Origin of the sequence: Dermacoccus sp. SAI-028, assembly GCF_004346775.1 — a bacterium.
Taxonomy (GTDB): Bacteria; Actinomycetota; Actinomycetes; order Actinomycetales; family Dermatophilaceae; genus Dermacoccus; species Dermacoccus nishinomiyaensis.
In genome coordinates, this window is sequence record NZ_SMFS01000001.1 from 2,698,213 (window position 1) to 2,710,947 (window position 12,735).

The 12,735-nt window shown below is 69.9% G+C and carries 11 protein-coding genes and 1 tRNA gene; 5 read left to right on the forward strand and 7 right to left on the reverse strand.

Going from position 1 to position 12,735, the window contains the following annotated elements:
* Positions 1-44: 44 nt before the first annotated feature.
* Positions 45-1,172, reverse strand: a complete 1,128-nt coding sequence (locus EDC82_RS12305; protein ID WP_131941703.1) for a hypothetical protein — start codon at positions 1,170-1,172, stop codon at positions 45-47.
* A gap of 161 nt (positions 1,173-1,333) precedes the next feature.
* On the opposite strand from EDC82_RS12305, the gene EDC82_RS12310 reads away from it, so the two are divergent.
* From EDC82_RS12310 to EDC82_RS12330, 5 genes are all read left to right on the forward strand, one after another.
* A complete protein-coding gene (locus EDC82_RS12310) occupies positions 1,334-2,254 on the forward strand; it encodes an ABC transporter ATP-binding protein (protein ID WP_131941705.1) in 921 nt (306 codons plus the stop codon).
* Between the two features lie 166 nt (positions 2,255-2,420).
* A complete protein-coding gene (locus EDC82_RS12315; RefSeq protein WP_131941707.1) occupies positions 2,421-3,269 on the forward strand; it encodes an ABC transporter permease in 849 nt (282 codons plus the stop codon).
* A 106-nt stretch (positions 3,270-3,375) separates the two neighbouring features.
* Positions 3,376-4,584, forward strand: a complete 1,209-nt coding sequence (locus tag EDC82_RS12320) for a sensor histidine kinase (RefSeq protein ID WP_200829302.1) — start codon at positions 3,376-3,378, stop codon at positions 4,582-4,584.
* A 55-nt stretch (positions 4,585-4,639) separates the two neighbouring features.
* Positions 4,640-5,248 carry a response regulator transcription factor gene (locus EDC82_RS12325; RefSeq protein WP_062256035.1) on the forward strand — a complete coding sequence of 203 codons (609 nt, stop codon included), beginning with the start codon at positions 4,640-4,642 and terminating at the stop codon, positions 5,246-5,248.
* Between the two features lie 60 nt (positions 5,249-5,308).
* Positions 5,309-7,030 (forward strand): AMP-binding protein, encoded by a 1,722-nt coding sequence (locus tag EDC82_RS12330; protein ID WP_131941709.1) that lies wholly within the window; start codon positions 5,309-5,311, stop codon positions 7,028-7,030.
* 116 nt (positions 7,031-7,146) lie between these two features.
* Here the strand turns inward: EDC82_RS12330 and EDC82_RS12335 are convergent.
* The 6 genes from EDC82_RS12335 to EDC82_RS12360 form a co-directional block, all read right to left on the reverse strand.
* A tRNA-Thr gene (locus tag EDC82_RS12335) sits at positions 7,147-7,220 on the reverse strand.
* Between the two features lie 180 nt (positions 7,221-7,400).
* Complete coding sequence (locus tag EDC82_RS12340) at positions 7,401-8,966, reverse strand: alpha/beta hydrolase (RefSeq protein ID WP_083603862.1); 1,566 nt, start codon at positions 8,964-8,966, stop codon at positions 7,401-7,403.
* A gap of 23 nt (positions 8,967-8,989) precedes the next feature.
* Positions 8,990-10,171, reverse strand: a complete 1,182-nt coding sequence (locus tag EDC82_RS12345) for a DNA polymerase III subunit delta' (RefSeq protein ID WP_074040169.1) — start codon at positions 10,169-10,171, stop codon at positions 8,990-8,992.
* Positions 10,168-10,974 carry a dTMP kinase gene (tmk, locus tag EDC82_RS12350; protein ID WP_082740423.1) on the reverse strand — a complete coding sequence of 269 codons (807 nt, stop codon included), beginning with the start codon at positions 10,972-10,974 and terminating at the stop codon, positions 10,168-10,170. The genes EDC82_RS12345 and tmk overlap by 4 nt, the downstream gene beginning before the upstream one ends.
* Positions 10,975-11,210: 236 nt before the next feature.
* Entirely contained in the window at positions 11,211-11,978 is a 768-nt protein-coding gene (locus EDC82_RS12355) for a MerR family transcriptional regulator (RefSeq protein WP_062256044.1), read from the reverse strand.
* A 33-nt stretch (positions 11,979-12,011) separates the two neighbouring features.
* Positions 12,012-12,659: a hypothetical protein gene (locus tag EDC82_RS12360; RefSeq protein ID WP_062256046.1), complete on the reverse strand. Its 648-nt coding sequence runs from the start codon at positions 12,657-12,659 to the stop codon at positions 12,012-12,014.
* Positions 12,660-12,735 lie beyond the last annotated feature (76 nt).

The window sequence follows — 12,735 nt, forward strand, 5'->3', positions numbered from 1 at the left end:
TCTGTTCGTGCGTGCAAGCGCGCGACCACGGAGTTCGGCCGCCGTCAGGAGTGGTCGTGCCCCAACGTCTTCGCGGCTTTGTCGGCGCGGCTCTTCACGCGGGCGAGCAGCCCGACGACGCCTGCCTCGAGGCAGGCATTGATGAAGACGAGGAACTGGTTGAAGTAGGCGTTGAGCAGATTGACGCCGCCGAGCATGAGCAACAGCGCCGCGATGCCCCAGCGGGCGCCGTCGGCGAGGCTGCTGCTGTCGTCACCGAGTCGTTTCACCGCTCGCCAGGCGAAGAACGCGGCGACGGTGCCGATGAGCGCGGCGACGCTCGCGGCCGTCCACGCGACCTTGCCCGGGTGGTCGCCGAGGAGACTGTTGTGGCCGCTGACGGCGTCCGGACCGTAGGCCTGCCACAGCGAGTAGACGAACACGCCCGGACCGGCGAAGACACCGACGACAGCGAGCACGCCCAGCGCGAGACGGCTCAGCTTGCGCTGACGGCTCGGCGGCAGCAGCCGCTCCTCGACCGCGTCGAGACGCTCCATCATCCGCCCGACGCGACGCTCGTCATCGGGGACGGCCTGGCTTCGCGCCACGTCGAGAGCCTGCGCCAGCCCCTCGGCGATGGCGCGCTCCTGCCCCGTCGGCTCGTCGCGCCTGACGGCGTCGAGGTGACCCTCGATCGTCTCGACCTGGCTGCGCGTGAGCGGCCCGTCAGCCGCCGGTTTCATGAGTTCGAGCGCGGCGTAGAGGTGATTGCGAGCGTGGGGCGGCCGTTGCGAACCCACCCGCATCGCGGCCACCCCGAGCGCCGCGAGAATCGCGTAGCACAGGGGCGCGGCGAGAGGGAAGAAGTAGTCGTTGTCCTTCGTGATGAACTTGCCGATCTCGTCGACGAACAACCCGATGCCGATGCCACCCGCGATCGAGGCGAACGCCGTCGCCCACCGATTGGCCAGGGACAGCACGACCGTCAACGCGATCATGAGCAGCAACCCGCCCCACACGGCGTGTGCGATGTGGAAGATCTCGCCGCCAACCTGCGGGTAACCCGTCGCGAGCAGGTAGCCGCGCGTCACGAGGATCGTGATGACGGCGGCGACACTCATCCAGCCGACAGCGGTGCCCGCGCCCGCCTTCGTCACAGGGCTACGCGTCGGTTTCGTCGGCGGACTGGGCATGCCTTCACTCTGTCACGCGCGATCTCGCGGTGAAGCGTGACCCCTGAACCGCCGATACTGACGGCCGGCCGCCGCCGCAGCGTCGACTCGTGACACTTGTCATGGCGCGGTCGTGACGTCCGCCCGAGGCCCGCTCCGCCCACCGCGACGAGGCTGGAGGCATGAACAACGCAGCCATCACCCTCACCGGCGTGACGAAGACCTTCCCCGGCAAGCACGGGCGCGTCGAGGCCGTCCGTGGGGTCGACCTCGAGATCGCGCCCGGCGAGGTCGTCGCGTTCCTCGGCCCCAACGGCGCGGGCAAGACGACGACGATCGACATGATCCTCGGCCTGAGCGAACCGACGACGGGCAACGTCACCGTCTTCGGCATGACGCCGCACGCGGCCGTCGCGCGTGGCCTCGTCGCCGCCGTCATGCAGACCGGCGGACTGCTCAAGGATCTGACGGTGCGCGAGAGCGTCGAGTACGTCGCCGCCTTGTTCCCCGACGCCCGGCCCGTCGACGACGTCCTCGCCACCGCCGGCATCACCGACCTCGCCGACCGGCGCCTCGGCAAGTGCTCCGGGGGCGAACAGCAGCGCGTGCGGTTCGCGATGGCGCTCGTGCCCGACCCCGCGCTCATCGTGCTCGACGAACCGACGACAGGCATGGACGTCAACGCCCGCCGGGCCTTCTGGGAGGCCATCCATGCCGACGCCGCGCGCGGCCGAACGATCCTGTTCGCCACCCACTACCTCGAGGAGGCCGACGCGTGGGCCGACCGCGTCGTCGTCATGCGGGACGGCGAGATCGTCGCCGACGGCTCGAGCAGCGACATCCGCGCAGCGGGCGGTGGCCGACGCGTGAGCGCGACCTGGCCCGACGCGGACATCGCCCTCGTCGAGGCGATCGAGGGCGTCTCGGGCGTCGACGTCCACGGCGACCAGATCGTCGTCCACACGAGTGACAGCGACGCCGTCGCACGCGAACTCCTCACGCGCACAACGGCGCACAGCCTCGACATCACCTCGCGCGGCATCGAGGACGCCTTCGTCGAGCTGACCTCGCCGTCCGAAGCGGGCGCCACCGTGTCCCGCTGACGGCCTTTCCCCCTCACCCCTTCGGGTTCTCACCCTCTCTCGCGCTTCCTCACTTCACCTCTCGCTCCCCATCCCGACCACGTCGGCACCCTGTTCTCTGCGTGCAGATGCACCCGGGTGCATTTGCACGCAGAGGACGAGCGCCCCTCTCGAAAGCAGGTCTGCCATGTCCACCACGACGAGCACCTTCACCCCGCGTCTCGACGGCGCGCCCCTCGACCCGTCGGAGCGTCGAGCGCCGCGAGGCAGCGGCCTCAACGCCCGCGTCATGGGCCTGGAGCTGAGGCGGGTGCTGCGCAACAGGCGCAGCTTGATCTTCACGCTCATCTTCCCCATCGCGATGTTCGTCTTCGTCGCGAGTTCGATCTCCGAGGGCGATCAGGTGATCGGCAACGGTGTGGTCGCGAACGTCAACGCTTATCTCATGGTGAACATGGCGCTGTACGGCGCGATCATGGCGGCCACCAGCGCCGGCGCGAGCGTCTCGATCGAGCGCGCGGCGGGGTGGTCCCGGCAGTTGCGCCTGACGCCTCTGCAACCGGTCGCGTACATCGTCATAAAGATGATCGCCGCGATCGTCATGGCGCTCATCGCCGTCAGCGTGACGTTCGCGGCCGGTCTCGGTTCGGGCAAGGCGCACGCCGACGTGCTGTCGTGGCTCGAGGCGGGCGCCGTCATCGTCGCGGGTTCGCTCGTGTTCGCGGCGCTCGGGTTGCTGCTCGGATACCTGCTGCCGAGTGATTCCGTCATGCAGATGCTCGGTGGGCTCATGGCCATCATGTCGATGCTCGGCGGCATCTTCTTCCCGATCAAGGACGGCTCGACGTTCGATCACTTCGCCCAGTTCACGCCGATGTACGGCATCGGCAAGCTCGCCCAGTGGCCGCTGTCGCTCACGACGTCGGGCGGTCACGGCAGCTTCCACCTCGTGTGGGCGCTCAACCTCGTCGCGTGGGGCCTGCTGTTCATCGGTGGCGCCGCCTGGAGCTTCCGTCGCGACACGGCGCGCGTGTGAGCAACGCGTACCCCGACGCCCGGTGCCGGATCGAGACTCTGCCGGCCAGCACGGCGGCGTGCACGATCCGCCACCAGGCCCGTGCGACCCGGATAGGTTGGGCCACGTGAGCCCGCGACGACCCGCCCTGGCCTGGCCTCGAGAGCAGGCCCGCACCCGCAACGTCGGCGCCCGGCGCGCGCGCACCCGCGGCATGCTCGCCTGGTTCTGGGTCGTGTTCTGGCTGATCTTCCTCGTGCAACCCGTCACGGAGAACATCGCCGACGGCGGCCGCCGCACCGCCGGCGCCCTGCTGCTGCTTGCGGGCGCGGCCGTCTATGTCCCCGTCATCGCGGCGACGATGCGTCGGCTCTGGAGCGGCACCCCGCGCACCCGCTCGACGCAGGCCGTCGTCGCGACGTCGGCGCTCGTCGTCGCCGCCTGCATGCTGAGCGCAGCGCCCCTCATCGGCCAGGACGCCTTCGCACTGTTGCCGTATTCGCTCGTCATCTTCATGCTCGGGATGACGCCGCTGCTCGGCGCGGCGCTCGCGCTCAGCGTCGTCACGGCGACGGCGTCGCTCAGCCACGCGCTCACCGGTTCGTCGCTGCAGCCGGGCCTGCTGTTCGCGGCCGTGGCGTCGGGGCTGGCCTCCGGGCTCGGCGCGTTCTCGGCCGAACGCACACGCGACGCGGAAGCGGCCCGCGAGGATGCAGCGCTGCTGCGCGTGCAGGACGAGCGCAACCGGATGGCGCGCGATCTGCACGACATCCTCGGTCATTCGCTCACCGTCATCACGATGAAGGCGGAGCTCGCGGGCAAGCTCGTCGACGTCGATCCCGAGAAGGCGAAGACGCAGATCGCGGAGCTCGAGCAGCTGGCGCGCGGGGCATTGGCCGACGTGCGCACGACCGTCTCGGGGTATCGCGAGATGTCGCTGTCGGGCGAACTCGCCCGGGCGAGAAGGGCATTCGCCGACGCCGGTATCGCCGTCGACCTGCCCCGCCACGTCGACGACGTCTCCCCCGACCTGCGTGAACTGTTCGCCTGGGCCGTGCGCGAGGCGACGACGAACGTCATCCGCCACGCGGGCGCCTCGCACGTGACGATCGCTCTCTCCCCGACGCGTCTGAGTGTGCGCGACGACGGTCGTGGCGCTGCTGCGAACGCCGGCGACGGTAACGGGCTCACGGGTCTGCGCGAACGCGCCGCGGCCGTCGGTGCCGTCGTCGAGACGCGCAGCGACGACGGGTTCACGCTGGACGTGTTGACGCGTGATGCGCCGGCCTCGGGCACCGACGACGGCGCAGCTGCCGAGCGACGGGGCGTCGAGTGAGGCGCGCCTACGCAGGTGGATTCGCCCTGCGGGGAACGACGACGAAAGGCCGACCATGACGATCCGACTTCTCATCGCTGACGATCAGGCGATGGTGCGTGGCGCGCTCGCGGCACTGCTCGATCTGGAGAGCGACCTCGAGGTCGTCGCCGAGGTCGGGCGGGGTGACGAGGTGCTCGACGCGTGCCGCGAGCACGCGCCGGACGTCGTCCTCATGGACGTCGAGATGCCCGGCATGGACGGCCTCGAGGCGAGCGCCGCGCTGCGTCAGGCGCTGCCCGCGGTGAAGATCCTCATCGTCACGACGTTCGGTCGGCCCGGCTTCCTGCGGCGCGCGATGCAGGCGGGGGTGCAGGGGTTCGTCGTCAAGGACACCCCGGCGACGCAACTCGCCGACGCCGTGCGCCGCGTCCACGCGGGCCTGCGTGTCGTCGACCCGCAGCTCGCCGCCGACAGTCTCGTGTTCGGCGAATCACCGCTGACGGCACGCGAACTCGACGTCCTGCGCGCCGCCGCAGCCGGCGGCACCGTGGCCGATATCGCCCGCGCCGTGTTCCTGTCGGAGGGCACGGTGCGCAACCACCTGTCGTCAGCCATCGGCAAGACGAGCGGACGCACCCGCGCCGATGCCGTGCGCATCGCGCAGGAGAACGGGTGGCTGTGAACGTGACCCACTTCACACGTACCACGCAGTAACCGGGCTCGCATTTGGCAATGTCGTCCCATGACGACCACCGCCTCCAACCTCTCCCCCACCGAGGCCTACCGCGCCGCGCGCGACTCACTCCTCGAGCTGCGCGGACGCCATGACGACGCTGTGGCGACGTTCACGTGGCCCGATGTCGGCGACCGCTTCAACTGGGCGATCGACTGGTTCGACACCGTCGCGCGCGGCAACCACCGCACAGCCATCGTCATCGTCGAGGAGGACAGTTCGTCGCTCGAAGTGACGTACGACGAGATGGCGCGCCGCTCCGACGCCGTCGCCACGTGGCTCGCAGAGCAGGGCGTGAGGCGCGGTGACCCTGTCGTCCTCATGCTCGGCAACCAGATCGAACTGTGGGATCTCATGCTCGCCGTCATGAAGCTCGGCGCGATCATCATGCCGACGACGACGGCCGTCGGGCCCGCCGATCTGCGCGACCGCATCGCGCGCGGCGGGGTGCGGCACGTCGTCGCCAACGCGGGCGACGTCGACAAGTTCTCGGGCGTGCCGGGCGAGTACACGCGGCTCAGCGTCGGCGCGGCGGACGGGTGGTCCGACCTGCACGGGGCGTATCGCCGCGTCGGCGACGTCCCGCCCACCGAGCACCCGGGCACCGCGCCGGGCGATCCGCTGCTGTACTACTTCACCTCCGGCACGACGAGTCGCCCCAAGCTCGTCGAGCACACGCAGGCCTCCTACCCGATCGGTCACCTGTCGACGATGTACTGGCTCGGTCTGCGCCCCGGTGACGTCCATCTCAACATCTCGAGCCCGGGATGGGCGAAGCACGCATGGTCGTGCTTCTTCGCGCCGTGGATCGCCGAGGCGACGATCTTCGTCTACAACTACACGCGCTTCTCCCCCGCCGCCCTGCTGCAGCAACTGCGCGCCCGCGAGGTGACCACGTTCTGTGCGCCGCCGACGGTGTGGCGCATGCTCATCAACGCCGACCTGACCGGTGGGCGCGGCGCGCTGCGCGAACTGATCGGCGCGGGTGAACCGCTCAATCCGGAGGTCATCACGCAGATCGAACGGGCGTGGGACCTGACGATCCGCGACGGCTACGGCCAGACGGAGATGACGGCCGCCGTCGGCAACACGCCCGGCTCGGCGGTGAAGCCCGGGTCGATGGGACGCCCGCTGCCGGGCGTGCCCGTCGTCATCGTCGATCCGCTGAGCGGCGAACGGCTCGACGGCGCCGGTGAGGGCGAGATCTGCCTCGACCTCGCCGCCCACCCCCTGCCACTCATGACGGGTTACCTCGGCGACGAGGCCCGCAACACCGACGCGATGGCGGGCGGTTTCTACCACACGGGCGACGTCGCCGCGATCGACGACGAGGGGTACATCAGCTACATCGGGCGCACCGACGACGTGTTCAAGGCGAGCGACTACAAGATCAGCCCGTTCGAGCTGGAGTCGGTGCTCATCGAGCACCCTGCCGTCGCCGAAGCGGCGATCGTGCCCGCCCCCGACGCCGTGCGACTCGCCGTCCCGAAGGCGTATCTCGTTCTCGTCGAAGGCAGTTCGCCGGATGCGGCGACTGCCGAGAGCATCTTCGCCTTCGCCCGCGAGCGACTCGCGCCCTGGCAGCGTGTGCGCCGACTCGAGTTCGCCGAGCTGCCCAAGACGATCTCGGGCAAGATCCGCCGCGTCGAACTCCGCGGTCGTGAGAACGACCTCGCCCGCAACGACGTGCGCCCCGACGGCGAGTTCCGCGACGACGACTTCGAGCACTGACCTGCGACGGCCGACGTGGCGCTCGCCGCTGTACCGGTGCTTCTCGTGGGCGGGCTGGATCGCCGGCCGGCCCGGGCACGCGAAAGGCCCCCGAATCTTCGGGGGCCTTTCTTCGGAGCCGCTTGTCGGAATCGAACCGACGACCTTCTCATTACGAGTGAGACGCTCTGGCCGACTGAGCTAAAGCGGCAACCGCTGATCGGATATCTCCGGCAGCGAGGCAAAACTTTACACGAGCGGCGCGGGGGGCGCCAATCCCGCCCGCTCGCTGCCCCAGGGGGCACCAACCCCAGCAGCCGCGGCGCCTCCCCATGGTTGGGCGCCTACGGCGGCTCGGTGCGCCCGGCGTAGGACGCGCCGTCAGCCCGATTCAGCAGGTGGTCTTCTTCGCAGGATCGGAGCCGTCGACGAGGTAGTGGTCGACGGCATTGTCGACGCACTGGGAGCCGCGCCCGTAGGCGGTGTGGCCGTCACCGTCGTAGCTGATGAAACGGCTGTTCTGCAGTTCACCGGCGAGGCGTTCGCTCCACTCGTACGGCGTCGCGGGGTCACGGGTCGTGCCGAGGACGACGATCGGCGCCGACCCGGCCGCCTTCACCTCGTGCGGTCTGCCCGTGGTCTTGACCGGCCAGTCGGCGCACACCGCGCCGGCCCACGCCATCTGCCTGCCCCACGTCGGCGCCTTCTTCGAGAACGCCTCCGCGTCCTTCTCGTACTCGGCCACGCCGCCGGTCGGCGCGGGCCGATCGAGGCACGTCACGGCGTTGAGCACCTGCATCATGTTGCTCTGGTACGTGCCGTCGTCGTTGCGCTCGGCGTAGCTCTTGCCCGCGTTGAGCAGCTGCGTGCCGTCACCACCGAGTGCGCTGCGCAGCGCCTGCGTCAGCTCACCCCACTTCGCCTGGTCGTAGAGCGACGCGGCGATTCCGTTGATCGCCCAGCCCTCCGTCAGGGTGCTGAGCCGCTTGTCGCCGCTCGCCTTGATGGGTTTGGCGTCGAGGCCGGCGAGCCAGGTCTGCAGCTTCTTCTTCGCGGACGCGGCGTCGGACCCGAGCGGGCACTTGCCGCCCGAGACGCAATCGGCGAGGTAGGCGTCGAGCGCCTTCTCGAAGCCGGTCGCCTGCCCCTCGTTGATCTGCTGCATCGTCAGATCGGGCGGCAGGACGCCGTCGAGCACCATGCGCCCGACGTTCTTCGCGAACAGGTCGGCGTACGTCGCGCCGAGCATCGTGCCGTACGACTTGCCGAGGAAGTTCAACTTCTGCTCGCCGAGAGCCGCGCGCAGGACGTCCATGTCCTTCGCGACCTCCTCGGTGCTGACGTGGCCGAGCAGCGGGCCGGCGTTCTTCTTGCACGCGTCGGCGAGCTTCTTGTCGCCGGCCAGCAGCGCGTTCTGCTCGCTCTTGTCGTCGGGTGAGGGGTCGGAACCCATGAACTGATCGAGCGTCGCGTCGTCGACGCACGTGATCGCGGCCGAACGCTGCACACCGCGCGGGTCGAACCCGACAATGTCGTAGCTGTCGCGCACCGACCTGCTGACGATCTGGTCGGCCGCCGCGGCATAGTCGACGCCCGAGCCACCGGGGCCGCCGGGGTTGACGACGAGTGAGCCTTTCTTCGTCCCTGTCGCCTTCATGCGGTTGACGGCGACCTCGATGCTCGGGCCGCTCGGCTTCGCGTAGTCGATGGGCACGCGCAGCTTCGCGCACTCGCCATCGTCGCAGCTCTTCCAGTCGAGCTGCTGCGTGTAGAACGCACTGAGCGGACCGGTCGCGGCCGTTCCCGCGGCCGACGAGGCGGACGCAGCGCCGCCGCCCGATGGGTCCGACGACGCCGACGAGGTGGGAGACGACGTGCTGCACCCACCGACGGCGAGCATCGACGCAGCCGCGAGCGCGGCCACCTGCGTCAGGCGCGAGCGCGCGATGTGCTTCACGGGGCGACTCCTATCCGGCTGCCTCATGAGGGCAGTTCGAGCGAGATGCACATGGCTTCGAGGGCCAGCAGCGGGGGGACGTTGGCGGCGATGCGCTCACGCGCGGTGCTGATGGCGTCGAGCGCGAGCAGCAGCCCTTCGGGGGTGAACGCGCGCGCGAGCCGGCCGACGTCGTCGACGATGTCGGCGTTCACGAGCGGCACCGGATCGCCCCAGCGCACCACGAGCGCGTCGCGATATATCGAGGCGAGATCGACGAGGGCGCGGTCGATGACGTCACGACCGAAACGCGTCGCCCGCGTCTTCTGCTCCTTCTCGAGCTGGTTGATCGCCGAGCGCACGTGCGGCGGCTGCGTGCGCGCGCTCGGGTCGGCGCCGAGCTGCTCCATCAGCTTGGCCTTCTCGGCGGCGTTGCGCTCCCCCGACGATGCGCCCGACTCGTCCTCGGCGATCGAGGCGAGATCAGCTGCCGCCTTCATGGCGTCGCCGAGCCCGCGGATACGCAGCGCGAGCAGGATCGTCTCGCGCCGCCGGATGCGCGCCCCCTCGTCACGCGCCAGGCGCCGCGCGATGCCGATGTGCGACTGCGCCGCGCGTGCCGCGTACGCCGCCATGGCGGGGTCGACGCCGTCGCGGCGCACGAGCAGTTCGGCGACGTCGTCGGGCGGCGGGATGCGCAGGCGGACGTGGCGTGAACGGCTGCGGATCGTCACGATGACGTCCTCGACGCTCGGCGCGCACAGCAGCCACACGGTGCGCGGGACGGGTTCTTCGAGCGCCTTGAGCAGCGCGTCGGCGGCGCGTTCGGTGAGACGGTCGGCGTCCTCGATGACGATGACGCGCCAGCGCCCGACCGTCGGCGACGACTGCGCCTGCAACGCCAGATCGCGCGCTTCGCGCACCTGGATCGTGAGGCCGCTCGTCGAGACGATCTGCACGTCGGCGTGGGAGCCGTCGATCGTCGTCCGGCACTCGCGACACTCCCCGCACCCGCCCTGCGGGCACTCGAGCGCGGCAGCGAACGAGCGAGCCGCGTTGGAACGGCCCGAGCCGGGCGGGCCGGTGATGAGCCACGCATGCGTCATGCGACGGGCGTCGCCGACGGCCTCGCTCAACGTGCGCACCGCCTCCTGTTGACCGACGAGATCACGCCATACGCCCTCGCCGACGCCCGGCACCCGGCGGGTCGTCGCGACGTCACTCATGAGGGGCCGCCTGATGCGCGCGTCGTGCCGCTCTTGAGGAGCTGTTCGAGTCGTGTGCGGACGGCGGCGGTGAGGTCGTCGCGCGAGCGACCCGCGTCGAGGACGAGGTAGCGCGCCTCGTCGCGCGCGGCGAGGCAGAGGAAGTGCTCGCGCACGCGGGTGTGGAAGTCGTCGGCCTCACGTTCGAGCCTGTCTTCGGCACCGCGCGCGCCGCGACGTTCGCGCGCGACCTCGGGCGAGACGTCGATGAGCACCGTGACGTCCGGCGTCAGCCCGCGCGTCGCCCAGCGTGAGATGGACTCGACGTCGTCGGCGGCCAGCGCACGACCGGCGCCCTGGTAGGCGATCGAGGAGTCGATGTAGCGATCCTGCAGCACTACCGCACCGCGCGCGAGGGCCGGTCGCACGAGCGTCTCGACGTGGTGCGCCCGGTCGGCGGCGTAGAGCAGGGCCTCGGCGCGCGACGCGACGTCGTCGCCATGGAGCAGGAGCCGCCTGATCTCCACGCCCAGCGGGGTACCGCCCGGTTCACGCGTGATGACGACCTCACGGCCCAGTTCACGCAGCCACGCAGCGGCACGCTCGATCTGCGTCGTCTTGCCCGCGCCGTCACCACCTTCGAACGTGACGAACAGCCCGTGCGCGGCAACGTCGGCCGCGACCTCGTCGCCGGCTGCGGTGCTGACACTTGGTGCGCCCTTGGTGTTGGCGTCGACATCTGCGACGGCGTCGGTCGTGGCGTCGCTGATGACGTCACTCGAGGCGCGCAGCGTTTCGACGTCGAGGCGCAGGTCGTCGGGCATGGCGCTCACCCTACCCAGTGCGTCCGACAACCCCGGAAACTCGCAGAAATCGCCTGCTGGGGAGCGTCGCTGGGCCACCGTACGGGGTCGCGACAAGCGCCGCCTGCCAGCTGCGCGACTTTTGCGCATCTGCACGAGGAATATGCGGCACATTCCTCGTGCAGATGCACAAAAGTCGGGCAGCGGTCCACGCCCGCCGGCAGCACGGCCCCGGCGAGAGGGACGCGTGTCGACCGTCAGCCCCGGCTGTCACAGTAGGCGGCGATCACCTCCGTGACGTACGCGGCAAGGCCGGGCTCGACGTCGTCGTAGGTCTGCGCGAAGCGTGGGTCGGTGCTGTACATGGCGCCCATCCCCCGGAGCATCGGCAGAGGCACCGGATTGAACCAGCGTTCGATCTGGTCGCGGTGCGCCTGAACTGCGGCGTCGGCCTGCGCGCTGCCGGGTGCCGCGCCGTCACGCATCGCCGTGGCGAATGCCGCCAACACCTCGTCCGACTCGGCCTTGATGCGATGCCAGGTCGCCTTGTCGTAGCTCTTGGCGCGGCGCCGGGATTCTGCGAATTCCTCCGTCCCACCCCAACGCTGTTGCGCCTCGACGTCGTACGCCTCGTCGTAACCGGTGCCGAAGATCTCCTTCATCTCGGCGCTGCTGATCTGATATTTGCTCATGGTTGCCTCCGATGTGAGTGCGGTGTCGATCGCGTCGACCAGCGCATCGAGCTCGTCGCGCCTGGCCATGACCGCTTCCCTGTGCTCGACGAGGAGTGCCGCCAGCACGGCCGGTTCGTCGAGCGCCTCGGCGATGTCCGCGAGCGGCATCTCGAGGCGCCGTAGCAGCACGACCCGAGCGAGGCGTTGCACGTCCGCCGGCGTGTACAGCCGGTATCCGTTCCAGCCACGTTCGCTCGGACGCACGAGCCCGATCGCGTCGTAGTGATGCAGCGTGCGGACGGTGACGCCGAAACGTGCCGCCACCTGCCCCACCGTCAGTTCGTCGGTCATGACCTCACTCCATCGCCTCACGTCACGTCAGGGTCAAGGTTCGCGCCGAAAGACCTCTCGCAGGCAGGCGCGCGCGCCAATCATCCCGGTTTCGATGTCCTCGTCGCGCTCGTCGCGACCGTTCACCGCAGCGGCCCCGGGCAAGTCTGGCACCGTCGCCGGGTCGCGCGAGAGCAGAGGCCGTGCGATGAGCATGATGAACATCGGCGTCAACGTGACGAACCAGATGCAGAAGCCGATCAGGGTCGTCGCCGACCAGAAGAGCCCGCCACCGGCCCAGTCGCCACCGAACACACCGAACGAGAGCATCGCGAGAAAGCCGTAGACGCACGGCGTCGCCGCGCCCCACAGCACGAGCGAGAACTGCCGCGCCCCCATCGTGAGCCCCCGTGTCAGGTGCAACGACCACGCCGCGAGGCCCCACGCAATGACGGCGCACGGCAGCGCCAGCGCCAGCCCGGCGTCACTCAGCCAGTTTGCGGGCGAGTAGGCATCGGCAGGGCCGCGGACCCAGGCGACGGCGACAGCGACCGACGAGACGACGAAACCCGCCGCCACAGACCCCACACCGATGACGGCGGCCCGCCCGCCCGTGTGCCACACGGACGTTCGCGACCCCGAAAGCGAGCCGGCGCTCGACGCGCCCGCCCCCGTCATTCCTGCGCCGAGCATCTTCGCCACGATGTCTCTCCCGGTCGTCCTGCCGCGCCCATCGGCGCCGCATCTCTCACCCATCCTCGCATGTTTTGAACACGTT

Bases quoted from the DNA above. Each gene is read 5' to 3' on its own strand.
- EDC82_RS12355 (WP_062256044.1), bottom strand. From the start codon at position 11,978: ATGACCGACGAACTGACGGTGGGGCAGGTGGCGGCACGTTTCGGCGTC.
- EDC82_RS12325 (WP_062256035.1), top strand. From the start codon at position 4,640: ATGACGATCCGACTTCTCATCGCTGACGATCAGGCGATGGTGCGTGGC.
- EDC82_RS12345 (WP_074040169.1), bottom strand. From the start codon at position 10,171: ATGAGTGACGTCGCGACGACCCGCCGGGTGCCGGGCGTCGGCGAGGGC.
- tmk (WP_082740423.1), bottom strand. From the start codon at position 10,974: ATGCCCGACGACCTGCGCCTCGACGTCGAAACGCTGCGCGCCTCGAGT.
- EDC82_RS12330 (WP_131941709.1), top strand. From the start codon at position 5,309: ATGACGACCACCGCCTCCAACCTCTCCCCCACCGAGGCCTACCGCGCC.
- EDC82_RS12315 (WP_131941707.1), top strand. From the start codon at position 2,421: ATGTCCACCACGACGAGCACCTTCACCCCGCGTCTCGACGGCGCGCCC.
- EDC82_RS12310 (WP_131941705.1), top strand. From the start codon at position 1,334: ATGAACAACGCAGCCATCACCCTCACCGGCGTGACGAAGACCTTCCCC.
- EDC82_RS12305 (WP_131941703.1), bottom strand. From the start codon at position 1,172: ATGCCCAGTCCGCCGACGAAACCGACGCGTAGCCCTGTGACGAAGGCG.